Origin of the sequence: Parapedobacter flavus (assembly GCF_035818675.1) — a bacterium.
GTDB classification, from domain to species: Bacteria; Bacteroidota; Bacteroidia; order Sphingobacteriales; family Sphingobacteriaceae; genus Parapedobacter; species Parapedobacter flavus.
The window spans coordinates 23,883-46,757 of the sequence record NZ_JAYKZZ010000026.1; the positions used below are offsets into that span (position 1 = coordinate 23,883).

Below are 22,875 nucleotides of genomic sequence, written 5' to 3' on the forward strand. Positions count from 1 at the left end.
TTTCAACTGTAACAAACACATGACAAATATACGGCAACACGACCCAAGTGATTGCGGTGCGGCCTGCCTAGCGGGTATCGCCACGCACTACGGCAAGCCTCTTTCGGTGGCCCACATCCGGGTCGTCGCTGGCACCGACGCCACGGGCAGCACCCTGGCCGATCTGCAACATACCGCCCAGCAACTGGGCTTCCAGGCCGAGGCGGTGCAGGGCGATTACAGCGGGCTGGCGCAGGCGCCGCTGCCCGCGGTGGTGCACCTCAACCATGTCGATACGGGTGCGCATTTCGTGGTGATTACCCACGCCGGCCACCGTAAGGTGACCATACTGGATCCGGCCGATGGTCGGCAGCGCCGATGGCCGTTGGCCCGATTCGAGAGCTACTGGACCGGTGCCGCCCTCCTGCTCCTCCCCGGGCCGGCCTTCCTGCGAAATGCAAATGAGCCTGCCCCCGGTTTCTGGCGGCGCATGTACCAATTGCTACTGCCCTATCGGCGGTACCTGGTGCGGGCCTTTGCCCTGGCATTGTGCGCGACAGGGTTGGCCCTGGGCGGCGCGCTATTCATCGGTCTCCTCACCGACCGTATCATCCCGGCGGGGCAAGCCGCCATGTTGCACTATATGGGTCTGCTCTTCGCGCTCATCCTCCTGCTGCAGGTGGCAGCCAGCGGCCTACGCAAATCCATCACGCTGCGCACCGCCCGCCTCATCGACGACCGGCTACTGCGCGCCTACAGCAAGCACTTGTTGCAGCTGCCCCAATCCGTATTTGACAGCATGTCGGCCGGCGAACTGCTCTCGCGTATGGGCGATGTGGTCCTCATCCGGCGCTTGGTCAACGACCACCTTATCCAGTCGGGCGTGCCCGCGTTATCCTTGTTGCTGGTCTTATCCGTTGCCCTGGCCCACCACCCGGCACTGGCGTGGTGGCTATTGCTCAGCATCGTTGCCTATGCCGGCATCTATGTGGTGAGCAACGCCCTACACCGCGTTTTGCAGCGGCGGTTGCTGGTTGCCGATGCCGCGCTAGATGCGCGGTTTACGGAAACCTTCGGTGCCATGGGCACCATCAAGCAACTCGGGGCGGAGCGTCAGCATGGCCTCCAGCTCGCTGCGCACATACACGGTTTTGTTATCGCTGCCCACGCCACCGGGCGGGCACGGCTCTGGGCCGAAGAAATCACGGCCCTCTGTGCCCAGGGTTTTTCGCTGGCGTTGCTCTGGGGCGGGGCGGCCCGGGTACTGGGCGGTGAGCTTTCCCTCGGTGAGCTCGTGGCATTTTACACCATCAGCGGCTATTTCAGTGCGGCGGCGGCCCAATTGCTGCCGCTCGCCCAGCATGTGCAGGAAGCCCGCGTAGCCGCGGAGCGCCTTTTCGGCCTGCTGGACATGGCGCCCGACCATCCACCCGGTGCCACGCAGTTTGCGCCTGATGATATCTTCCCCGTGGCGCTGGTCGACGTGTGTTTCGCTTACCGGCGGGGCCATGAAACACTAAGCGGCCTATCCCTAACGCTGGCTTCGGGCACCCTTACGCTCATCCGCGGTGCCTCTGGCTCGGGCAAGAGCACGTTGCTCGCTATGTTACTTCAGCAATACCGCCCTACCGCCGGTGGTATCCTATTGGGTGTCTATCCCCTGGAAATGGTAGACCCCGACATCCTGCACCGCCACATCGCGGCGGTGCCCCAGCGTGTCCAATTATTTGACGATACCCTAGCGGCCAACATCTGCCTGGGCGAGGCGCCCGACCCTGCACGCTTGGAAATGCTCTGCAATGAACTGGGCCTGCTGCCATTCATCCAGTCGCTACCGCAGCAACTGGATACTCGCCTCGGCCCCGATGGTTGCCTACTCAGTGGCGGCCAGCGTCAGCTCGTGGCTTTGGCGAGGGCGCTGTACCGCCAGCCCCGACTACTCCTACTGGATGAGGCAACTTCTGCCCTTGATGCCGCTACCGAGGCCCGTGTGCACCGCCTGCTGCTGCGCCGCAAAGCCACCGGCATGGCCATCCTGTGGGTAAGCCACGGCGACAACAGCCTTCCACTGGCCGATGCCGTATACCAATTGGACAACGGCATACTCACTCCTTTCACCGACCGCTCCATATCAACGGGTGCAGCCGCCACCGCCATACCGGACCATGGCGGGGCGGCACCAGCCCGGAATAATTATCCATCATACTGATGTAACACATGGTTTCGGCTATCCAGATTGCTGATGAAAATGTACGGGTGCATGATACGCAAGCCGTAGCCGACGCGTTATCGGCGTGCCGGCACCAATTACCCGGTGCAAGCACCGGCGTATGGCGGCAGGCGCATTGGCAGGTTTCGGAGCAGGCTTACGACCTGCCGGACGTTTACGTGAGTTACATCGAGATTGGGGCTTACGCTGCGGAAACCACCATCCCCATCAAATGCCCCCGATATGATCTCTATTGGTTGTACCTGCTGCGGGGCGCCCTAACCATTACCACACCAGATGCAAAGAAAACCCTGGTAGAAACAACGGAAAACCAATACCGGGTAAGCTACCTTCCGGCAGGCCGGTATGCGTGCAGCTTCCGCAAAGGCACACATCGGATTTTTTATGTGGTGCACAAGCCGAAGGCATTATTCCGCGAAGAAAGCCCGGAGCTTCTCGTCCAATCTGATGTGATTGCCGCGCTGCAAGCACAGTTGGCCACGCACGTCACCACTTCTGCCCTCTCCATGCGAGACGGTGCGGCCGAATCCATCCAGCGGTTCCTGCGGGCACCCGGCACCACCTTCCTCAAGCGCAAGCAGGCGTTGCAGCACCTATCGCTCGACCTTATTTTCCACGCGCACGAATCGTTAGGCCAGCAAGCGGGTAACCGGGCTGCCGGTGCCGAATGGGTTGGCGATATGGAACAATGCATCAAGCGCTGCATACGCACGGGCAAGCCGGTAGATGCCGACACGGTGGCCAAAGCCCTCAACCTATCGGCCGTTTACGCTCGCAGGCTCTTCAAAGTACACCGGGGCGAGACCCTAGGCACCTATATTACGGAGCAGAAATTACAGCTGGCCGTACAACTACTGGAAGAAGGCGATTCGCCGGCGATGGTGGCACGTTACGTGGGTTGGACCCACGCACATTTCAGCAGGACGTATAAGGCACGGTTCGGGGTCTCGCCGAGTACGTACAACAAATAAAAACTATTCAGCAGCGCCGGATTCGGACCGGTGCCGTTTTTTGATGAAATGAATCCTAATTTTCTTATACTGCTTTTGAAATAAGTTCGGGTTGTGCTGTATGGTGGTTAAACCGGCTTCAATATACATTTCCAAAGAACCAGCCAAGTGACTGTCTATTTCATTGTACCAATCGAAGACTTCAATGATATCCAGTCGGGCAGCTGCCCCTCTTTAATTCGGCCTTCACATCATCCCAACTGACATAGGGCATTTCTCCACTGTCGTGAAGCGCCATCCGATGATCCAATTCATCTAACTGAGCCGAAGATAACGAAACTTCATCTTTTTTGATACTATCCCATATGGCTTCAGCCACAGCAATCCGCTCAGCGACGCTCAAACCCAATATTTCTGTAAGTTGAACCATAATAATAATCTCAATGATATCACAAATTTAAACAAATAGCCACGTATATACAAACTGCCAATTGCTTCTTCAAAAGTATCAAATAAATCAATACTTTCCAGATCAGAAAAGTCAAAGGTACCCCTTCGGCCTGCCCTACTTTTGCTTTTATGAATAAAGCAAAAGACATCACCATCAAGTCAAAAGATACCATCGCTAACGTGGAAGCAATCCGGCCTGTTCCGGCCACCACGCCAGCCATGATAGCTCACTACCGGCGGTATCTGCAACTGAACCATAGCAATAAGGACCTGCTGGTCGGAGCCGGGTTCGCCATGCTCGGCCCCCGTCTTACAGTCGACTCCCATGCAGATTCTTTTATCATCCGGTTTTCCAACCCCATCCACACTGAGGGACACGTGGCGTACCTCACACTGGCAAATGGCACCGTCGAATGGCGGCACACACGCATAGCGGCACCCTGCGCGCACTGCCCGATTGTAAGCGACCCGGTGCTGATGCAATGGCTGGATGGACTGTTTGCTTCCTTTTACCTCCAAGCCGAACTCCCCGAATCACTAAACGGCGCACTTGAAATGCTCGGTCCGTGGGACCGTGTCCGTTGGGTGCAGACCAACCTCTTTGAGGGCGGCCGCCCCGAGGAAACACTTTCGGCGGAAATAGACCTATGGGTGTATGACCTCAACTGGACGAGGCGGTTGGAGGCCTTTCTTTGCTGGATCTCCGATGGGCTGTATAAAGACGAAAAGCATTTCTGCTACGCCGTTTGTTGCGAAGGCGGCGAAGACACTGCGTTCTATCTGCTCCGCTTCCGCAAACGAGAGGTCAAGGCTTTTCCAGAAAATAAAAAACAACCTATCCTTTACCTAGCCAACATGCTGAACCGCGTCTTGCAGCCGGACTATGAGCTGCGCCGCTTCACAGACCCTGAATTGGGCAAGGACGGCATATTGATGCCGCTGGCGCCCAGGGACTGGGCAGCGCTGACAACCACATATGGGCCGATGGCCATCGAAGCCCGGTTCAACAGTATTCATACACCCGGTGTAAATCCTAAACGCTCATGAAAATTCAGCTTACATACGGCGGGCCGATCAGCGGCATCAACCTTCGGCGATTCATCATTACACTTATATTGCTGGCATTGTGGATACCCGTGTTGTATGGAAAAGCGGAAGATTTTGAGTTTTTCAGAACCGCTATGCTTCGCCAGTACTTTCCGCTTTGGTTCCGGCATTTTCTAATCGGATTCATCCCCATTGCGGAGGCAGCGGTGATAATCCTACTGGCAAATCCCAAAACAAACCTAATCGGCATGTGGGCCTCATCCGTACTGATGCTGGCGTTCACCGGCTATGTCGGTCTTGCCCTCGCATCCGATTGGGTAAAGATTCCCTGCGGCTGCATGAAAGTCCTCAGCGAATTTTCCTGGAAGCAGCACTTCCTGTTCAACCTATTCTTCCTTGCCCTTAGCGGCTGGGGACTTGTTTTATCGAACAAAATGCAAAGTAGTACCGGCCGGGCCGGTACTGCCGAGGGCGGGTCGGCCAAAAGACACTATACAATCCAACATTTCATGAACTTAAAAAAGTAAAACAATGAAAAAGGTAATTAAAATTAATCTGGTAGCCGTCCTTGCGGCGGTATTTTCTTTCGGGCTGATGTCGTTCAATCTGTTAAGCCATCGCGATCCAGGTCTGCAGTGGCATGAAATCCAAAGCAATGGTGCAAATCAGGGACAGGATCTGGTGGGGCAACCGATCGATACGCCTGGCGATGAAGACGAGAATTGCGAACTTTCCATGGATGAATACCGCTGTGCGGTTCAGTTATTCTACGATCCCGAGGAATACAACCCCGAAAACAAAACCGTCAATACTATATTGACGGAAGGTGAGGCGTCCTTGGAGGAAACAGCTTTCAGGGAAGAGTAAGCCCACTAAACCCCGGCGGCTCGACGTAAACACGTACGAACCACCGGGGTTTTCATTAACATATTTTGCCGCCGCGACTATCGTGGGTTTTGTGGAATGCCGCTCAGCCTGATCACCTGATCTGGAATCGGCCAAGTATACCGTACATCATCCGGCGGCAGGGTGTAGGTCTCCCCTTTCAGCTTCCGGGTTAATACAATCTGAAACGCGTCTTCTTTGTTGAACCTACGCAGATCTTCCCACCGTATTCCCCGGCAAAGCAGCTGCTTCCGACGTTCTTCCAGCAACCTCACCAACATCCCCTGTTCGTTCTGTGCGGTGAAGGGCACAAAAGAATCAGCTTCATACCGATTTCTGAGAAAATGGTTGATATCTTCCAGTGCTCTGCCCAGATTTCCCAACCGGGTATAACATTCAGATCGTATCAAGAATACTTCGTCTACTGCAAGACCGCCGAAGAAACTATAGGAGCCGGTATATGACCCTTTGAAGGTGTAAGTCTCCCGCGTCGGAAAAAAAAACGCTTCTTTTCTGATATCTCCCTCCTCATAAAGATTATACAATTCCATATCGATACAGAAACGCGAGCTGTTCACAATGGTCTGACCCGGTATCAATTCCATGTAAAGTACTTCGGGATTACTTTCGCCATACGGAAACTCAGAAAAAGTGTACCGAAGTGACAAATCCAGGCCATTGTAGTCCAAAAGCACACTGCGTATCTGCAAACAGCTATCTGCGTAAGCTAAGGCAGATTGATAGTCATCTTTAAGCAGGAAGATTTTTGACAGCAGTGCGTACGCCGCCGGGCGGGTCGGCCGGAATTTCGAATCGGCATGCTCGGGCAGCATCGGGATGGCATTCTGCAGGTCACCGATCATCTGGTTGTAAGTGTCTTCCAAGGACGCCCGCTGAACCGGCATAGTGATATCCATTTCCAATCTTAATGGCAGCCCAAGCGTAGCATGCGATTCATCTGAACGGTACACGGGGGCAAAAGTCTGGGCCATTTGGTAGTAGGTATAGGCGCGCATAAAAAGTGCACTTCCTTCTACATGGCGCCATAATTTCCGCTCACCAGTATCTGGTTCGGTATCTTTTAGGCCGTCGAGCACGGTGTTTGCATACAAAATACGTTCATACCCGAAATTCCACACGTCACTTTGACTCCCTTCAAAAATATCGCTTGCCCAGATATAGGCGTTCTTTTGCATGGTGGAAGATAACAGATCCCAAACATCGTCTTCCACCGTGTATTCGTCGCTACCGATTACGTTCATGTGGTAACCAGCACGGAGGTTGAAAATCGACACATTGTCCAACAATGCCTGATAGTCGCCCAATGAATGCGGCACCACCTGTGTCTTATCCCGTTTGAGGTCGAGAAACCCTTGATCACAACCTGCGGCAAGCAAGCATGCCGCCAATGACATAAAGATGAGTATTTGAAATTTTTTATTCATGGTATTTCTGTTTTTAACGATTAAAAATTGGCTTGGATACCCATTGCAATACTTCGGGATGCCGGGTAAGAAGCGTTCGGATAATCCGGGTCGAGCCCGGTTTTGCCCTGCTGCCAGATCATCCCGATGTTGTTCGCATAAGCCGACAGCCTGAGCGACCGGACCGGGAACCCTTTGGAAAACATCCCTTCGTTAAAACTGTAGCTGAGCTGTATGTCCTGCAGCCGTATATGATTTCCACTTTCTACCAGGTGTTCGGCATTTAAGAACACGTAATCGCGGTTGTTGACTACGTCCGTTGGCATCGCGGGCACATTCGTCCGGTTCTCGTCTCCTAGGCTTTTCCATCGGGCAAGGAAGTCTTCATGCATCAACCCCGCATTGAATAACTGACCGTAATTAACTGAGCTTCTACGAAACACGTATCCGGCTTTCCAGGTGATGTTTACGCTCAGAGACAGATTCCTCCAACCGAAAGTGTTTCTTAGCGATCCATAGAATGGAGGCACCGTAATTCCCGAAACGATAAGGTCTTCGTAGGTGAGGCTATTCAAATACCCTGTGTAGTCCAAGGTCAACCCCCCATCTGTCATTACCAAAGGGTATCCCGTTTGCCCGTCGAGCCCAAACCAGGGTAATGCGTACAGGACATCTCTGGACCTGCCTACGTGCGGTGGCGGTATGGCATCCAGGTAACTGCCATACAGAAACTGGTCCTCGGCATCATAATGGGTAATGGTATTTGCCGAATAATTGAACAATGCGCTACTGGTCCAACTGAACCGGCCGGTCAGGTTTCTGAAGTTCAGTTCCACGTCAAAGCCGGTGGTCTGCATGTTGGCATAATTGATCATATTTCTCAGGTTGAGGCTTCCCACGCCGGTAGTCGGATCCATAAACCGTTCGCCTACAAGGTCGGTGGCATGTTTCACATAAAAATCCACACTTCCCTCCACCGTTTTGTCTTTCAAACCGAAATCAATCGCGGCGTTGTACGACTTTACCTTTTCCCACCGAAGGCTCGGATTGCCGGCACTCGTCAGGGTTGCCGAGGGCAACTGGGTAATTGAATTGGTCGACATTCGGATGGAAGGCAATGCGCTGATGCTGCGGTTGACATTTCCGTTGACCCCGTAGGTAGTGCGGATGCGCAGGTACGGAATGAGCGCATTGTTCCAAAAACGTTCTCTGCTGATCTCCCAACTCAGGCCGGCCGACCACAAAGGGACGCCTTTCTGGTTGGTCTTTACCCCGAAGAGGTTTGAACCGTCCCACCGGCTGCTGAGCGACACCATGTATCTCCCAAGATATCCATACGAAGCGTTGCCGAAATAAGAGATGTTGCGCTCCGTTGTGTGAGCGAAAACGGAACTGTTTCCCGGGATTCGGGAAGAGCCACGCGGATTGGTGGGGTAATACGTTGTATAATCGAACGCATCGGTAAAAGTCAGTACATCATCGTCATAACCATACACCAAGTAGCCGCGATCACTGGTATACCGGTCGTTTCTCACTTCCGCACCGGCCAGCGCCGTCAGCTCATGCATGCTACCAAATGTCTTGCCATAACCCAGTTGCATCCTGCCATAGTGCACGGCCTGCCTTGCGGTGCTTCCGCTCAGGATATCGCCATTGGGAATGACGAGCGTGCCATCGTCCTGGGTAAAGCGGTTTACCAAATCGCGCACTTCGTAACTATCTTTGCCGCTTAAGTTCCTTCGCTCATCGTTATAGCCTTGGTATTGGTACCTGGCTTCGGCGGTCAACGAAGGCAGGATGGCATACTTCAGGCTGCCATCAAACCGGGTCCGGCTTTGACTTCTTGTGTTATCTGACAACTGGTGTTCATCCAGCGGCCGGTAAGTCCAATCGAGCAGACCCCTCGCCCCGGCGCTTTCCGCGTATGGAAATCTCAGATTCGAAATCGTCGCAAGGTGATTGCCTTCACTGTCTATAAGGCGGGTATACGGTGGCGTATTCATCCCCGTAGGTCGTATACCCTGCAAGGTCAGGCCATTATTTACGTTCCCTGTGCCGGTATAGTATGCCCCTAGCGTCAGTTCGATATCCTTACGCAGTTTGACCGAATTGCTTATCGACAGATTGATCCGCCTGTAGGAATCACCGATAACGTTTGTCAAGTTTCGGTCGTACCCCCCAGCGATGTAGAATCTGTTTTTGTCAGTACCACCGCTCACATTCAGTGCATATTGCTGGTTAACGGCGTTGCGATAGAGGTGATGAAATGCGTCATCCCGCACATCGCTGCGCTCCAGGAGGTTTTTACGTTCACCGAATTCCGTATCGCTGATGAAGCCCTCGCGCTGTGCGATCAGCAGTTCCACGAAAGGCGGCAGGGCTACGCGGTCGTCATCCTCTTCATAGAAGCCGCCTTCAAATAAGAACCGTTCTACCGCCAGCCACTCACCTGAGGGTATCCAATTGGGGCTGTAATACAGGTTCGGCCGCTCAAGGATATTCACATTGGTATTCAGGGACACCCTGACGGGCTGGCCATATCTTCCGCCTTTTGTCGTGATAACGATTACCCCGTTTCCGGCACGTGCTCCCCAGATGGAGGCGGCTGCTGCGTCTTTCAGGATGGTGATAGACTCCACATCGTTCGGATTAATCTCATCAATATTTCCCTCATAGGGAAAGTTATCCACCACAATGAGCGGGCTGGCGTCCGAATGGATTGTGTTTATGCCGCGTACCCTCAATTTTGACGGCTCACCGTTTTCGCCATATGTGCCGCTGCGTTCAAACTGGAGCCCATTGGTTACGCCCTCCAGGCGACTGATGATATCCGTACTGACGCTCCGATTGAGCAGTTCGTTATCAATCAGCGTGAATGATCCGGTCGCACGTTCCTTGGGTACCGTGTAGTATCCCGTATTCACATTTACCACTTCCAGCAGGCGTTCATTGGCTACTAGTTCAATCAGGATGTCCTCCTGAGCAGAACTTATGGGCAGCAATTGACTTTCAAATCCCATCATGGCTACGGCCAGGGTATCCGGCAGTATCACAGCATTGAGCGCGAAGGTTCCTTTAGCATCGGCAAAACCGACGGCGTCGCTCTTTATCAGACGCACGGTAACACCTTCGACCGGCAGTTTGTCATCAGCGGATATAACCTTGCCCCGCAAAATCTGCTGGGCATGCGAGGTGGAGACTAAGAAAAAGAAAAGAAGGTAGGTTATCAGTAGTTTCATAGTTCATTTATTGAGTTTATTTTGAGTTGTGCTCTTTAATAACGAGCATATCCAATAGGATATCTTCCTTGGAGAGTTGCAATCCATACCGGGAAAGTTCCCGCTGGGCTTGAATCAGGTTTCCGTTTATCGACGTTGGCAACGAGATATCCACCCGTTTGGAACCCATGCCGGTGTAATCCACGAAAAGACGGTTTGGTTCTACGCCCGAAAGCATTTGGGTAATCACGGTTTCAAACGGTGCATTTGTGCAATGGTAGCGGCGCGGATCGTTAAGCTCGATGACCAGATCGCCTCCTTCACTTTCAAGGAGTGAAGACTGACCCGTCTGGCGGAGTACCAAGCAGGGTACATTTCTGCGCTCCACATCAGCCTCAATGCCATAGTAAGCTCCGAAATGGTTGTTGAGGTCATTTTTCATGATTTCACGGACCTGCGAAGCGCCCAACTTCCGTACGGCGAACAGGTTGTAGCAAAATAAATTTTCATCTAACCACCGGTAGTATGCTGAATCGGCCTTATAATTCCCAATTGGATCACTCAAGCCAGTGCCTTGGATCTTGTTGTAAAGTGAAGAGTCTACTTCCCAAACCACCCTTCTTCTGTCCATATCGATTTCCTTACTGAAGGCAGCAAACAACAGGTAATCGGCGGATACATTGATAAAAAGAACTTTATTATCGCTGGTTTCGTTCTTGAAGCCGCCGCCACCGATCCTTGGTTTGATCCGCTTTGAGACCGCAGAGTAGTACAGCATCTCACTCCCATCCCCGCCATTGCCTCCAAGAAAAAGCGGCTTACTTTTATCCAGCGGCACGTATTCGTTCATCGGTATGCGGACCGGCTCGCTATTGATCACACTAGCGATCACCTCGCCATTGGCATATTCCGGCAACGGAATGGCAAAGACACAGCCATCTTTCAGCCAAACCTGGTGGGGAATGCTTTTGTGAGGGAAATACTGTTTCAGTATCGACCCATCGGTAGCCGTTGGCAGTGACCATTCCCTTTTCTCGAAAAAAGATGCTGCTTTTTGAGAATCTTCATCGGTGATTGGAACGACGGCTATGTCATCTATAAATCGCCCTTGTAGGCTATCGAGCTTGCCAAGGGATTTGACACAGGGGACACACCATGTAGCCCAGAAATCAAGGATGATGAGTTTACCTCGATAGTCATTGAGTGTAATCGCTTTTTTTTCTCCGGGATGGTTCACCACCAGCAATGGCAAATGCCATAAGAATTCGGGAACCGTATCACCTATTTGCAAAGGTTTGATGTTTGTAACTGCCGTAGCCGCAGGCTCCGCCCCTTGGGCGGAGACCTGCTTCACGGCATACAAACACATGCTCGTTAATACAGCCAACAGACTGATGTATCGTATATATCGTTTTTTTAAGTTATATTGGGTTAGGGCATACCCCTCCCCTACGCGTAAATTTCGTTTCATTTACCAATTGGTTATTAGTGGTTTAAGAATTATTCATTCACAAACCAACACCTACACCAAGAGAAAATTTCAGCAAAAATTTGGGATTGTGGGGTCAAGCATCTACCTTTAGTGTGCAAATTATAATAACCGAAGGTAAACAACCGCTCCCCACCTAAGCAAACTATGCAGTTTTCTCATGGCGCAGGGTCGGTACTACCGGGCAAATGCCAACGGCTTTTTTTGTGCCATTTGGCTAGCGTGGGTTTATCCCAATGCTTTTTATGCCCGATATATCTTTCGGTCGGCCCTATTCAGGGGCGCATATTATGTTCTTTGTTAATGCATAGAACGCGGGCCTGCGCAGCCGTGAGGTAGTGTGCAACCGACTGGCTCCGGCAATGGTGTTGCCGTGATAATGGGTTTGAAGGTTTTTGGCACTCGTTTCCATAATCTTTCGGTTATGTAAACGACGTCAACTCAAAAAGCTCGAGATGTTGCGTGAATTGGCATACAAGCCAATAGGGCGCCTCCCATGCTTTTGCTCGTGGCTCCGCCAGAAGCCTTCCCTCAACTTACTCGAAGTTAAGAGTTCCCCACAAAAGTCTGACTGGAAGACGCCCTACTGGATATACAAAGTTATATAAATCCAGCAATATGGGCGACTCCAAGGTCAACTCGTGGGTAAATCTGGCGGATTTCGAACGAGTGACATCGTAAATGACAGAGGACATACTCCCCTGCCCTTGTTGTCGCTTTACTAATACAAAACAAAGATAAACAAATAAATACAAAATATAAAAATATTTTCAATAAATAATGAACCCGAAGATAGTCGAAGAATTTGTATTAGCACTGGAATACTATATGGATTACTATGGGCTATATGGGGTCGACATTAAAAAACTACTTAAAGCGACGACAGACATCGTCAAAGATCTCAAAAACGGTAAGAACGGGCCAACCATAACGAAGGCGGAAAGCATATCTCAAATTTTTGGCCTTAGATATTATCAGTTTGTCGACCCGGAAGTTTCTCCATTGCCAAAAGAGGAATTGCCAGCTGCTACAATCACTGCAATAGATGATAGGAACGAAAATGGCCCTCCCGAATCTCGAGGTTCATACAATTCTCTTAATCTAAAACACTTTATTATTAATGCACTAGTAGATTTCAAGGATAGAAAGGAATTTTTACCCTCCGACGTTTATGAGGTCCTTCCTGAGGAGTTAAAATCGAAACTAAAGTCTCCAATACGCGTAACAGGACTATTTTCCAATGAACTGAAGAAAAATGTTGAAAAGACGAATAACAGTTTACAAAAAGGTCAAGCGGGGCGCCCCGAAGAGTATTATCGAGTTATATCTCTTAAAGATAATGAATAAGTGGTTGCTCGTATTCAAAGAATATTATGGGAAATAATACATAAAACTGACGGAAAATGGTGGAAGCGAATCAGAAAATTGATGGTATCACAAAATGTGAGACCTAAATAAAAGAAGAAAGGTTTGAGGTCACAATTTGTGACCTCCAATATAACACGAGCCAATGGCCAAAACCGAAAATAATGAAATCATGAAATATATTTACATCGTACTACTACTGCTCACAGCAAGTTCGTGCAAGAAAAGCAACACGGCGGGTCCTGAACTCGTTGAACGATTTGTGAAGGAAGTGAAGGCAGAGCGGTATGAAGAAATTATGCTCCCGGAATTTGATGCATCCCATATCGATGAGTTGATGCGGCATGCTTCGGATAACCAGATGGTCGCAATCTACCCTCACCCCTCCTATTCATCTTATTACGGCGGCCCCGTAGCGGTAGGCTTGGTAATGCTCTACACCATTGAGGCAGTAAGGCTGCAGGTTGAATGGCCGTCTTCTACCGTCCGCGTATTTGACCAGCAGGACCTTAGCCGGGAGGTGCCCCTCAGCGAAGTGCTTCCCTATTATAAAAAATGGTGGACCGAGAACAAAGGTAAAAGTGCCGCGGAACTTATGGAGGCCGACCCGCTGGACGGCAGCGGGCTGACGTGGCATATATATACGACTGGGGAATAGGGTTTATATTGTTTAAAATAGTGATATGAATTTAGAAAAGTTTTTGACTGCATTGACTGAGAAAGAGCGCCGAACGATGTACAGATTACTTAGCGCTGAGTTTGAAAGCGACGCTGCTAAAGATATCCCGATGTTTGACAGGGACGAAAATATAACGGTTAGCATGTGGCTAAAAAAAATACCCAAGGGAAAAATCTCTATAGAACTTAATGCTACCCTCAAAAGACTCCCCAAAGACACGCTCATTGCTGATGTAGACCAGGGTTGCAGAGGATTTGGCCCGATAAGGTTCGCCGAACTAATCAAATTGAGGGGATATTAAGGTAAGTAACTTGACTGATTGACAGAGAAGATAAAACCGGCAAAGGATCAGTATTTTATTACGGGCTGAAAAATACAAATTCCTAACGGAAATTAATTCTCAACCCGTAGCGAACCATCATGGAATCTCGTTACCCAGATGAACAAATTATAAATTTATGAGTAAGGTATTATTGGCAATTCTAGTCACGGCATTAACATTATCCTGCTCGAAAACGAGCAGCGAACTTGTTGGCAAATGGAGATTGGTGGAATTATTGGCAGATCCAGGAGATGGAAGCGGTAAGTTCCGGCCTGTTTCTAGCAAAAAAGTGCTTGAATTTTATTCGGACGGCACCTTAAAATCAAATGGGGAAATATGCTTTATGAATCAAGAATCCAACACGCCGACCACGGGTACATATTCAATGACAGATTCGACGATAGCAGGAGAAAAATGCAAAGATTCGCCCCATAAAATTACCTTCGAAAAAAAAGGCACGACTTTGATCCTAAATTTCCCCTGTATTGAGCCTTGCCGTGCAAAATATAGGAAGGAATAGAGAAGAAAATTATTCTGCATCGCGAATATCACCCGGCTTTCCCTCAGTTTTTACTGCTTTTAAACGCACTAAGGAATTAATTGAAACCACTACGTATGATGTTCCTGCGTCTGCTTTTGAATGAGTAGCAATGAAATAGAATGTCAACTTCAAAAATCAAACTGTTAAAAATGATTAAATTAGCTAAACTGGGTCTCAACATCGGAATGGTCCTTTTTCTTTCGGCATGTGCAACATCCATGTCTCCACTCAAAGTCAATAACACCCTGCCAATCTTGACAAAATCAAAATTCATCCCGCAGTCTGAAGTAGATAGTGAAATCAAACGGAATGGATGCAAGTATTTAGTAAAAGGAAGAGAATATACCGCGCCAATCGGTTTAACCACTAAAAATGACCTGAAGAATGGAGCAAAGGGCATTGACGAATGGGTTAAATTAGATGGCGGAAACGCATATGTGCTCAGAAACTATAATTGGAACACTGTTGACCACCTCGGATCAACCCAGTTACATATTGAATTTGACACCATGGTGTGCGAATAATATCATAATAGATATTGAAGGATACATGATCTCATCAAAGGAAAAACAAGGGCCTATCTGAGGATTTGGTAAAATTGAATCTGGAGAACAGCTTAATTTAACCGGCTTTCTTATTTTTGCAGATTAATCAATGGTAACAAGATGAAATCGTCTTTCCCGATTTTACCACGCCAAGGCTACAACTAAATAAATGGAAGATTATAATTTAAGGTATCCAATCGGAGAATTTGACAAGCCCGCGGTTATAACAATTCCTGTGCTCGAAAACTGGATAGAAACCATCGGTTCCTTCCCAGGGTTCCTGGGCCTTGAAGTGGTTATGTTGACCGACGAGCAATTGGACACCCCTTACCGGACTGGAGGTTGGACCATTAGGCAGGTGGTTCATCATTGTGCCGATAGCCATATGAACGCATTCGCCCGTTTTAAATTTGCCTTGACGGAAGAAAATTCCGTAATCAAACCTTATAAGGAAGCCTTATGGGCTGAACTATATGATAGTAGGTCGCTCCCGGTTGCATCATCTTTATCTATTTTGAAAGGGCTCCATCAACGGTGGTACCAACTCCTGAAAAGCCTGGACGAAGCATCGCTTAAAAGGAAATACATCCATCCCGAGCGCGGGCAGGAATTTGCCCTCGATGTGGCTATCGGCATGTATGCCTGGCATAGTAGCCATCATTTGGCGCACATTAAATCCATAAAGAGAAGAATGCATTGGAAATAGTTTGACTGCTATCAACCCCCTATCGGTTCGGGCAGGAACACGGACGCCTTGATTAACTAATTTTTTTAGTTATTTTTGCTTCTATGAAACGAGGCAGGAAATCCAAAAATGAGGTAATAGACCTCCAAGCGTTGCGGCAGGAGTTATATATCAAACATTCGGGAAAAATCCACCCTACCATTAGAAAAAATTTAGAAATAGATGGTGTGCTGGACGAAGTGTGTCATCGCTTGGCCGACCTGGAATTCCAAGATAGACGGCTGCATTTTCCTAGTAGCGGACCGAACGACTTCACCCGATTATACGATTATCATACCGACTCCTATATACATGTGCATTATAGAGGCAAGAATTATAGATTTGATGCAAAAGTAAGTTAACTTTCAAGTCGTTTCGCCACCACAGACTCACGCTTGCGCCAATTCCGCAATTGTGGCTCTTCGTAAACCGGCCGACCGTCTTTATCCAATAAACCCAGAGACTCGGCAAGTTGGCGGCTCAAGGCAGCCGATTCGGGGTTCCGATCATTGACGGCCCGTTGGCTGGCAGCAATGGAATTTTCCATAGCGGCAATGGCGCGCTGGATGACCTCCAGTTCGGCCTTGTATTTCTTTTGCTTGCGGAGGATAATCATCATCCGGTTATAGGCTTCGGCATTCAGGTGCTTACGACGGGTCAATGCGCGATATATTTTGAGCGCCTTTGCATGCTTTCCTTCCTTTTCCAGTTGACGTGCTTCGTCCATGAGCGTCTGCGTAGCGATTTTCTGTTTGGCCATGGCGGGGTGAGTGAATTTGGTGTTTGGTAGGTAACAGGTGGGCGGGGTTTTTGTTATAGATAGTTAGACCCAATCCTGTATCGGGAATACTCTTTCTATTTTAATATCTTTGCCCCTATTAGTTGCTTTTTACTATTTGGCGATTTGTTAATTCCTTTTTTAAACAATACTTTTTTGGGAAAGAGGCGTAGACCAGAACTTGTGATTACTAAACGATGGTCTCTGCCGAATACGGAAAACCGTAACGCCTAAAGAACAAACAGCTTTATTTTTGCTTATTCGCATATTTCAACGCGCTCATTGAATTACAAACTGATTTTAGTAACTTTACATGACTAACGCATTTTTAAGCTTAAATGTCCAGCCAATAGATTTGAACATATGAAAATCAACAATAAATCCAAACTTTAACCCAATTTCGCGACACCTTATTACCAGAGTTGATGAGTGGTGAGGAGAGGGTGAAATATTAAATCAATCTTCAATTGTTTATTACCTAAATTATGACAGAATCCATTAAAAATATAAAACTAAGAATAAAAAAATATCTTGAACTAGAGAATGTTAGCTTTTTGTTTGGGGCTGGTTCAAGTTTTCACCTTGGAGCACCAATAATTCGCACAATACCTGCCGAATTAAAATATCAATGTCTTCCGGAAATTACACAATATTTTGGTGAGGGTGCAGATCCGGCTTATGAAGATCTATTCAACTGTTTACAAGCAGATCGGTATCTTAAAGAAATGAAGAAGGAAGACGTATCTTCTTTGAATACGTCTATGGCGAAAATGCAAAAATGGCTTTTTGACCAATGTGATACCAATAAAACGACAATTCACAATCTTTACTCAAGTGATAAAAAACTTGAAAGTAATAGATACCATTATCACGAAGTGTTAGTTAAGAAACTTTTACAAAGACCTGCTCACTTAAAAAGGGCAAATCTTTTCACCACTAATTATGATATGGCTTTTGACTATGCCTTAGATAATTTAGGTGTACATTATGTAAACGGCTTTATGGGAGTCCATAATAGATGTTTTCGGCCAGAAGTGTATGATTATGACTTATATTATCCTGGGCAAAGTGTAATTGGTAAAGTACACCGAGCTGAAAAGGTTTTGAGATACTATAAAATGCACGGCTCATTATCGTGGGTTTCTACTCCATCAACAGTTTCAAATACATATGGGATAAAGGAAATATCATTGAACGGCGATTTCACTCCTGACGAAGATAATGAGATTATGATTTATCCCTGTGTAAGTAAGAAATCGTTTACACTAGACCTTCCATATTCGGAATTATTTAGACAATTTTCTCAAGCTATCAACCAACCTCAATCCGTTTTGGTTTGTGTTGGATATTCCTTTTATGATGAACACATAAATGATATTATTAGGCAAGCGTTGTCGATACCGTCTTTTACGCTGATTATTGCAAATTATTCGCCAACTATCGATCCCGAATCTGAAATCGAAAATTTAAAGGCATTAGGAGATAAAAGGATAATAGTTTTAGACCAGTTGGATGTTGAACAATCAACGTTTGTAAGTTTTGTAGATAAAGTAATGCCCGACTTGTATGAAGAGGACGAGTTAGTGTATGTTGCTGAAACTTTAGGAAAGCTTTATCCGTCGAAAAAAGATACAGATACGGATGTTACTTCAGATGCTAATGACGGATTAAATACTAATACTGGGTTATATGTTAAAGCTGATTTAAACACAGAGAGCAATTCAGATTCTGGAAAAGACTTAGCTACTGGTGATGATTTACCCTTTTAATCCAATTTTTGATGAGTAATAATAACAGGTTAGTGGGACGCGTCCTCTCTGTAGATAATTTTAGGGTTTTCATCAAAGTTGAAGAAGAACTTAGAGGCGCTTATAAAAGCGGAGTATTAGATATTTATGAAGTTGCTCGAATTAACTCTTATTTGATTATACCTGTAGGTGCAGATCGCGTAGTAGCCTTAATAACCCGAGTTACAATGAAGGAAGAAGTCGAATTTGGAAAAAATTCAACTTCAATTACTTTACCGACATCAGCTCGATATATTTCCGCAACTATGTTAGGTACTATAGCAAAGAGTGGTGATAGTGAGAAATTTATTCAGGGTGTCTATAATTTTCCAACTTTGGATAATCCTGTGTGGTATGTTACTGAAAAGGATTTAAGGCATATTTTTGATGATAAATCGATAGAGCAACAAATTGAATTTGAAAAGGATTTTTATTTACCAATAGGGATGTCTCCTGCTTTTACTGATTACAAAGTCAAAATATCACCTGATCAGTTTTTCGTTAAGCACGCAGCCATACTTGGTAATACGGGTTCTGGGAAATCTTGTACATTAACTTCTATATTGAGAAATCTTTTCAAATATGAGTACAATGGTAATATGTTAAAAAATGCTCATATAGTAATTTTCGATACGAACGGTGAATACAAGGATGCTTTTTTGCCAGAAGGTGAAACATTGGAAAAGATGTCTCCTGCATCGAAGGAAGAATTGAAATTAATAAATGCCAACTATTATGGTGGCGAGGATAATGTTCAAGTTCCATACTGGCTAATGAATTGGGCAGATTTCCGATCTCTTCTTAAGCCAAGCGATGCTACCCAAGCTCCATTGTTAAATAGTGCCATAGGACTTGCCAAAAACGATGAAGAAAGTAGCGCCTCTGCTGTTCTACCCTTACATTTGAAAGCAGATATTGAGGATATGATAACTTGCTCTACAGAGGAGCTCAAAAAGAAAACTTGGAATCCTGGAGTTGGAGGGTGGGGTTGGAAAGCCGATAACGATATTATAAATATTGCTGAAGCTATTCGTCAATTTGATATAGCGCTGGCAGATTTGGTAGCAAGTTTGGGTGCTCAGGATAATTTCAATAATCCAGCATTACAAACTCCAATTAGAGAAGAAATTCAAGCTCGATTAGATTTATTGTTAACAGAAAACATCGACATACAGATTACAAGTGCACAAAATATAGACTTGCCAGTATATTTTAGTTATCAAGAACTTTGCAAAAAATTTCTAGACGCAGCGATAAAAAATGAAGGTTCAGGAAACACAAGACTAAATGAATTTATTTCTACGTTACGTTTAAGAATGAATAGTTTCCTCAACGATAGAAGAATGGCCATTCCTTTGATGTTGAAAAATACTGAAGAAGTAAACAAGAATGTATTACCTCAATTTTTAGCCTTTATTCTAGGGGATTACAATAAGGTGTTTTCCGATGATACCCAAGAGCATTTTGTAAAAAAATATAATGACACAATGATCCCCTTAGAAGCAAAAGCGGCTCATCAAATAAGTGTGGTGGATGTCTCGCAACTTCCATTTGAAGTTTTAGAAACTGTTACAGCATTATTGGGTAGGATAATATTAGAATTTGTGTCTTATTTTGTGCCGAGTGAACGGGGTAGATACCCCATAGTTATCATTTTGGAAGAGGCTCAAAACTATATCGCTGAAAATAAGCCCTCCGTGGCTAAAACTGTATTCGAAAGAATAGCACGTGAAGGGAGAAAATACGGAATATCACTTATAGTAAGTAGTCAGAGACCGTCTGAGTTATCGAAAACAGTTTTATCACAATGTAATTCTTTTATCATTCATCGTTTACAAAACCCAGAGGATCAGAAATATATACGAGGATTAGTTTCTAGCGCAAATGCCGACATATTGGAACAACTACCAGTAATACCACAGCAACATGCTATAATAACAGGAGACTGTGTACGCGCACCTATTCAAGCCAGAATTGACGATGTCTATCCAACTCCTAATAGCCATAATCCAAAATATATAGAGAACTGGTTAGGAGATGCCAATATACCCTATGATGACGTGGTTAATCGGTGGTTAGGAGTTAAAGAAAATTTGTCAACAATATCAATCCCGCCCTCAAATTAATCTTACTTCGGCAAACGGTAGGGATCCGAAAGATTTGCATACATCAATACAGAGTTTTTATTTTTACTAAAAAAAATAGTGACACATATTTCGCAACATGCTGGGAATTGTCTATTTTGTCGCAAAATCTGTGAAGACTTATTCGACGAGGTATTGTGTTGCCTTCATTAGGTAAAGAACTTAAAATATTAAAGCTATCAGAAAAAATGTTAGAGGAAATTGATATACTGTCCGATTTTGAAATAAGAAACTTAGAAGACCGTCCATGGAGCGTATTCGGCGACCAATTGCCTGACGAAAAAAGCAGCGATTTCACGCATGTGAGTCTTTTTTCTGGATGTGGTGGTTTTGATCTTGGCTTCAGACAGGCGGGGTTCCGAACGATTTTTGCTAATGACATTGACCAGGATGCATGCGCCACATATCGGCGTAATATTTCAGCAGGCCCTATTTAGTTAAATTACCTGGTTTCTGAATTACCGATCCACTATTGTGGCGGCACTTATAAATACTTCAAATTTCACTAGCTGGGATGCGCGCACATTCATGCGCCAATGGAGTAAAAGCAGGTTTTAATCTCTTCTTCATAACGTTGGTTTTTAATAAAAAATGGTTTTCTATAACGAAGTTAATCATATAAATCTACCGTTTGCCATTTTTTTTGCGGAAAATGAGGGCGGGGTTTAAGTGCAGACCGACCAACTTTTGCAAACCGAATAAACAATAAAGCCCCGAAAGGGTGAGAATCGGGGCTAAACGAAATTGACCAATGCCGTGAACTAGTACAATGGTGCAAAGTCGACCTCGGCTTGCCAGGTCATCCCGCTGATATCAACCAACTCGAGGACATAGCGCTTATCCATCGGCAGCCGGAGGTCGGCCAAGCTGATCGACAAGTCCGCTTTCGCTCCGAGCGGCATCACCAAGCTATACGCACCGCTTTGAACCTTCGCCACATAATGGTTATGGATATCCTCCACGGGGAACTCCGCTAGGTCATCCCCATCTAGGGCGAAAACCGTTTCGCCTTCTTCGGTTAGCACGCGGATGCCGATCAGGAACGAACCATACACATCCGCGCCTTCCGTGCGGTACACCTGGAACCGCAACCGATCGCCCGCGAGCTGCACATCGGCGAGTTCAACCTTAGGCCTGACGGACTTATTGTGCAACGTACCCCATACACCGCCGTGAAAGTATTGGTTGGTGAACAAGGTGAGTGCAAATATCGACAGGGAACCGATTAGCACAAACCGGTGGGGTGCAGCCAAAGGCAACGGGCCAGAACCCAGCCACCGGAACCACGGGGCGTTGGTAAACGATAGGTTCTTCCCGACGAAATAATGGTCGAGCGAGTAATTTGCGCTGCCGCTTAAAAACAGCGTAAAGCCACCTGCCACGCCAAGCACGCCAATCTGCCATTCATCCAGGCAGGTGGTGCCTAGCCATCCGGATCCCAACAGGATACCCATAGCTAGTCCAAATACCCCGATTCCCATCAGCCGGGTGAAAAGCCCCAACATTACAAATAGCCCTACGACGGCCTCAACAATGGTAAAAACGACCATAGCGGTATGGAGGTGGTCGGGATGCGTAACGAGGTATTCAATGATCGGCTGGATGCCCAATGCATTCGGCAGGAAATGGTTGAATTTCTCCCCGATATAGCCGGCTCCCTCGGGGTCGAGTTTGTTTTCGAGAATCAATCTCCGCCAAAAAGCGGAGAAATAGGTCCACCCGATAACCAGGCGGATGGCCAACGTAAAAAGACCGGCCGATGACGGCTGGCCATAACTTGTCTGTTTCATGATTATATTTTAATGTAAACGAATTACTGAAAAACGTACTGCGATCAGCGTGTTATGCAGCCGCGTATAGCTTCAGCCGTTTAAATAAAATATACTTTGGTGGGGATTCACCAGATGGTACCGCTGTGTGCAAATGTAGGGATAACACCGTTATGTCCGGCGTATCGGTCTGCCAGCGGCAAAAATCGGGCGCTGGCCGAATGGGCTTCTTTATGTCCGATTGGTTCTGGGGCGCCGTATTTAGGGGAGCTGCACTACAGGCACTGAAAACCGTAGCGATTGCCCGCGATTTATTCAGCGGCTGGATGTACGTCATTTCGATGGCGTCAAACAAGCTAACCTTGACCGTACACGGTGCCAATGCGAAGAGCACCAACAGCGTCAAACTAATACGCTTTAACGTGGCTGTTTGTCTGTCGAAATAACGCATCGCACGCAAAGATACGCTTCTATTGCCAACGACGCAAAAAACTGTATATTCGTAAACCTAACTTCCCCCTACTACCCTTCGGACCTTCCAGAAAAAGC

22 protein-coding genes are annotated in these 22,875 nt (G+C 47.1%); 16 read left to right on the forward strand and 6 right to left on the reverse strand.

Going from position 1 to position 22,875, the window contains the following annotated elements:
* Positions 1–19: 19 nt before the first annotated feature.
* On the forward strand, positions 20–2,188 hold the full coding sequence (locus tag U9S71_RS18365; protein ID WP_326329178.1) for a peptidase domain-containing ABC transporter: 2,169 nt from the start codon (positions 20–22) through the stop codon (positions 2,186–2,188).
* An 8-nt stretch (positions 2,189–2,196) separates the two neighbouring features.
* Positions 2,197–3,180: a helix-turn-helix transcriptional regulator gene (locus U9S71_RS18370; protein WP_326329179.1), complete on the forward strand. Its 984-nt coding sequence runs from the start codon at positions 2,197–2,199 to the stop codon at positions 3,178–3,180.
* Positions 3,181–3,361: 181 nt separating this feature from the next.
* On the opposite strand, the gene U9S71_RS18375 is transcribed toward U9S71_RS18370, so the two are convergent.
* The gene (locus tag U9S71_RS18375) at positions 3,362–3,589 is read right to left on the reverse strand and encodes an addiction module protein (RefSeq protein WP_326329180.1); all 228 of its coding nucleotides are present in this window, start codon (positions 3,587–3,589) and stop codon (positions 3,362–3,364) included.
* 149 nt (positions 3,590–3,738) lie between these two features.
* On the opposite strand from U9S71_RS18375, the gene U9S71_RS18380 reads away from it, so the two are divergent.
* From U9S71_RS18380 to U9S71_RS18390, 3 genes are read left to right on the forward strand one after another with little or no spacing between them, the layout of a single operon-like run.
* Positions 3,739–4,656 (forward strand): hypothetical protein, encoded by a 918-nt coding sequence (locus tag U9S71_RS18380; protein ID WP_326329181.1) that lies wholly within the window; start codon positions 3,739–3,741, stop codon positions 4,654–4,656.
* Complete coding sequence (locus tag U9S71_RS18385; protein WP_326329182.1) at positions 4,653–5,183, forward strand: MauE/DoxX family redox-associated membrane protein; 531 nt, start codon at positions 4,653–4,655, stop codon at positions 5,181–5,183. The genes U9S71_RS18380 and U9S71_RS18385 overlap by 4 nt, the downstream gene beginning before the upstream one ends.
* Before the next feature lie 4 nt (positions 5,184–5,187).
* Complete coding sequence (locus U9S71_RS18390; RefSeq protein ID WP_326329183.1) at positions 5,188–5,523, forward strand: hypothetical protein; 336 nt, start codon at positions 5,188–5,190, stop codon at positions 5,521–5,523.
* Between the two features lie 77 nt (positions 5,524–5,600).
* Here U9S71_RS18390 and U9S71_RS18395 read toward each other — a convergent pair whose 3' ends face one another.
* Genes U9S71_RS18395 through U9S71_RS18405 form a run of 3 tightly spaced genes read right to left on the reverse strand, consistent with a single transcriptional unit; the run spans position 5,601 to position 11,654 of the window.
* A complete protein-coding gene (locus tag U9S71_RS18395) occupies positions 5,601–6,986 on the reverse strand; it encodes a RagB/SusD family nutrient uptake outer membrane protein (protein ID WP_326329184.1) in 1,386 nt (461 codons plus the stop codon).
* 20 nt (positions 6,987–7,006) lie between these two features.
* The gene (locus U9S71_RS18400; RefSeq protein ID WP_326329185.1) at positions 7,007–10,204 is read right to left on the reverse strand and encodes a SusC/RagA family TonB-linked outer membrane protein; all 3,198 of its coding nucleotides are present in this window, start codon (positions 10,202–10,204) and stop codon (positions 7,007–7,009) included.
* Between the two features lie 16 nt (positions 10,205–10,220).
* The gene (locus tag U9S71_RS18405; protein ID WP_326329186.1) at positions 10,221–11,654 is read right to left on the reverse strand and encodes a TlpA family protein disulfide reductase; all 1,434 of its coding nucleotides are present in this window, start codon (positions 11,652–11,654) and stop codon (positions 10,221–10,223) included.
* A 798-nt stretch (positions 11,655–12,452) separates the two neighbouring features.
* Between U9S71_RS18405 and U9S71_RS18410 the strand changes: the two genes are divergently transcribed.
* The 7 genes from U9S71_RS18410 (at position 12,453) to U9S71_RS18440 (ending at position 16,210) form a co-directional block, all read left to right on the forward strand.
* Entirely contained in the window at positions 12,453–13,019 is a 567-nt protein-coding gene (locus U9S71_RS18410; RefSeq protein WP_326329187.1) for a hypothetical protein, read from the forward strand.
* Positions 13,020–13,209: 190 nt separating this feature from the next.
* Entirely contained in the window at positions 13,210–13,695 is a 486-nt protein-coding gene (locus U9S71_RS18415; protein ID WP_326329188.1) for a DUF4943 family protein, read from the forward strand.
* A gap of 25 nt (positions 13,696–13,720) precedes the next feature.
* On the forward strand, positions 13,721–14,017 hold the full coding sequence (locus U9S71_RS18420) for a hypothetical protein (protein WP_326329189.1): 297 nt from the start codon (positions 13,721–13,723) through the stop codon (positions 14,015–14,017).
* A gap of 157 nt (positions 14,018–14,174) precedes the next feature.
* Positions 14,175–14,558, forward strand: coding sequence for a hypothetical protein (locus tag U9S71_RS18425; RefSeq protein ID WP_326329190.1), 384 nt, complete (start codon positions 14,175–14,177; stop codon positions 14,556–14,558).
* A 170-nt stretch (positions 14,559–14,728) separates the two neighbouring features.
* Positions 14,729–15,103, forward strand: coding sequence for a hypothetical protein (locus tag U9S71_RS18430; RefSeq protein ID WP_326329191.1), 375 nt, complete (start codon positions 14,729–14,731; stop codon positions 15,101–15,103).
* A 190-nt stretch (positions 15,104–15,293) separates the two neighbouring features.
* Positions 15,294–15,830, forward strand: a complete 537-nt coding sequence (locus U9S71_RS18435; protein WP_326329192.1) for a YfiT family bacillithiol transferase — start codon at positions 15,294–15,296, stop codon at positions 15,828–15,830.
* Between the two features lie 83 nt (positions 15,831–15,913).
* Positions 15,914–16,210 (forward strand): hypothetical protein, encoded by a 297-nt coding sequence (locus U9S71_RS18440; RefSeq protein WP_326329193.1) that lies wholly within the window; start codon positions 15,914–15,916, stop codon positions 16,208–16,210.
* On the opposite strand, the gene U9S71_RS18445 is transcribed toward U9S71_RS18440, so the two are convergent.
* Positions 16,207–16,608, reverse strand: coding sequence for a hypothetical protein (locus tag U9S71_RS18445; protein ID WP_326329194.1), 402 nt, complete (start codon positions 16,606–16,608; stop codon positions 16,207–16,209). The two genes, U9S71_RS18440 and U9S71_RS18445, sit on opposite strands and share 4 nt — an antisense overlap.
* Positions 16,609–17,111: 503 nt before the next feature.
* Here U9S71_RS18445 and U9S71_RS18450 point away from each other — a divergent pair.
* From U9S71_RS18450 to U9S71_RS18460, 3 genes are all read left to right on the forward strand, one after another.
* Entirely contained in the window at positions 17,112–18,395 is a 1,284-nt protein-coding gene (locus tag U9S71_RS18450) for an SIR2 family protein (RefSeq protein WP_326329195.1), read from the forward strand.
* 11 nt (positions 18,396–18,406) lie between these two features.
* Positions 18,407–20,539 carry an ATP-binding protein gene (locus U9S71_RS18455; protein WP_326329196.1) on the forward strand — a complete coding sequence of 711 codons (2,133 nt, stop codon included), beginning with the start codon at positions 18,407–18,409 and terminating at the stop codon, positions 20,537–20,539.
* 158 nt (positions 20,540–20,697) lie between these two features.
* A complete protein-coding gene (locus U9S71_RS18460) occupies positions 20,698–20,994 on the forward strand; it encodes a DNA cytosine methyltransferase (protein WP_326329197.1) in 297 nt (98 codons plus the stop codon).
* Between the two features lie 324 nt (positions 20,995–21,318).
* Here the strand turns inward: U9S71_RS18460 and U9S71_RS18465 are convergent, their stop codons facing one another.
* Entirely contained in the window at positions 21,319–22,347 is a 1,029-nt protein-coding gene (locus tag U9S71_RS18465; RefSeq protein WP_326329198.1) for a TQO small subunit DoxD, read from the reverse strand.
* 152 nt (positions 22,348–22,499) lie between these two features.
* Here U9S71_RS18465 and U9S71_RS18470 point away from each other — a divergent pair, with 152 nt between their 5' ends.
* Positions 22,500–22,772 carry a hypothetical protein gene (locus U9S71_RS18470; RefSeq protein WP_326329199.1) on the forward strand — a complete coding sequence of 91 codons (273 nt, stop codon included), beginning with the start codon at positions 22,500–22,502 and terminating at the stop codon, positions 22,770–22,772.
* Positions 22,773–22,875 lie beyond the last annotated feature (103 nt).

Bases quoted from the DNA above. Each gene is read 5' to 3' on its own strand.
- U9S71_RS18365 (WP_326329178.1), top strand. From the start codon at position 20: ATGACAAATATACGGCAACACGACCCAAGTGATTGCGGTGCGGCCTGC.
- U9S71_RS18370 (WP_326329179.1), top strand. From the start codon at position 2,197: ATGGTTTCGGCTATCCAGATTGCTGATGAAAATGTACGGGTGCATGAT.
- U9S71_RS18375 (WP_326329180.1), bottom strand. From the start codon at position 3,589: ATGGTTCAACTTACAGAAATATTGGGTTTGAGCGTCGCTGAGCGGATT.
- U9S71_RS18380 (WP_326329181.1), top strand. From the start codon at position 3,739: ATGAATAAAGCAAAAGACATCACCATCAAGTCAAAAGATACCATCGCT.
- U9S71_RS18385 (WP_326329182.1), top strand. From the start codon at position 4,653: ATGAAAATTCAGCTTACATACGGCGGGCCGATCAGCGGCATCAACCTT.
- U9S71_RS18390 (WP_326329183.1), top strand. From the start codon at position 5,188: ATGAAAAAGGTAATTAAAATTAATCTGGTAGCCGTCCTTGCGGCGGTA.
- U9S71_RS18395 (WP_326329184.1), bottom strand. From the start codon at position 6,986: ATGAATAAAAAATTTCAAATACTCATCTTTATGTCATTGGCGGCATGC.
- U9S71_RS18400 (WP_326329185.1), bottom strand. From the start codon at position 10,204: ATGAAACTACTGATAACCTACCTTCTTTTCTTTTTCTTAGTCTCCACC.
- U9S71_RS18405 (WP_326329186.1), bottom strand. From the start codon at position 11,654: ATGAAACGAAATTTACGCGTAGGGGAGGGGTATGCCCTAACCCAATAT.
- U9S71_RS18410 (WP_326329187.1), top strand. From the start codon at position 12,453: ATGAACCCGAAGATAGTCGAAGAATTTGTATTAGCACTGGAATACTAT.
- U9S71_RS18415 (WP_326329188.1), top strand. From the start codon at position 13,210: ATGAAATATATTTACATCGTACTACTACTGCTCACAGCAAGTTCGTGC.
- U9S71_RS18420 (WP_326329189.1), top strand. From the start codon at position 13,721: ATGAATTTAGAAAAGTTTTTGACTGCATTGACTGAGAAAGAGCGCCGA.
- U9S71_RS18425 (WP_326329190.1), top strand. From the start codon at position 14,175: ATGAGTAAGGTATTATTGGCAATTCTAGTCACGGCATTAACATTATCC.
- U9S71_RS18430 (WP_326329191.1), top strand. From the start codon at position 14,729: ATGATTAAATTAGCTAAACTGGGTCTCAACATCGGAATGGTCCTTTTT.
- U9S71_RS18435 (WP_326329192.1), top strand. From the start codon at position 15,294: ATGGAAGATTATAATTTAAGGTATCCAATCGGAGAATTTGACAAGCCC.
- U9S71_RS18440 (WP_326329193.1), top strand. From the start codon at position 15,914: ATGAAACGAGGCAGGAAATCCAAAAATGAGGTAATAGACCTCCAAGCG.
- U9S71_RS18445 (WP_326329194.1), bottom strand. From the start codon at position 16,608: ATGGCCAAACAGAAAATCGCTACGCAGACGCTCATGGACGAAGCACGT.
- U9S71_RS18450 (WP_326329195.1), top strand. From the start codon at position 17,112: ATGACAGAATCCATTAAAAATATAAAACTAAGAATAAAAAAATATCTT.
- U9S71_RS18455 (WP_326329196.1), top strand. From the start codon at position 18,407: ATGAGTAATAATAACAGGTTAGTGGGACGCGTCCTCTCTGTAGATAAT.
- U9S71_RS18465 (WP_326329198.1), bottom strand. From the start codon at position 22,347: ATGAAACAGACAAGTTATGGCCAGCCGTCATCGGCCGGTCTTTTTACG.
- U9S71_RS18470 (WP_326329199.1), top strand. From the start codon at position 22,500: ATGTCCGGCGTATCGGTCTGCCAGCGGCAAAAATCGGGCGCTGGCCGA.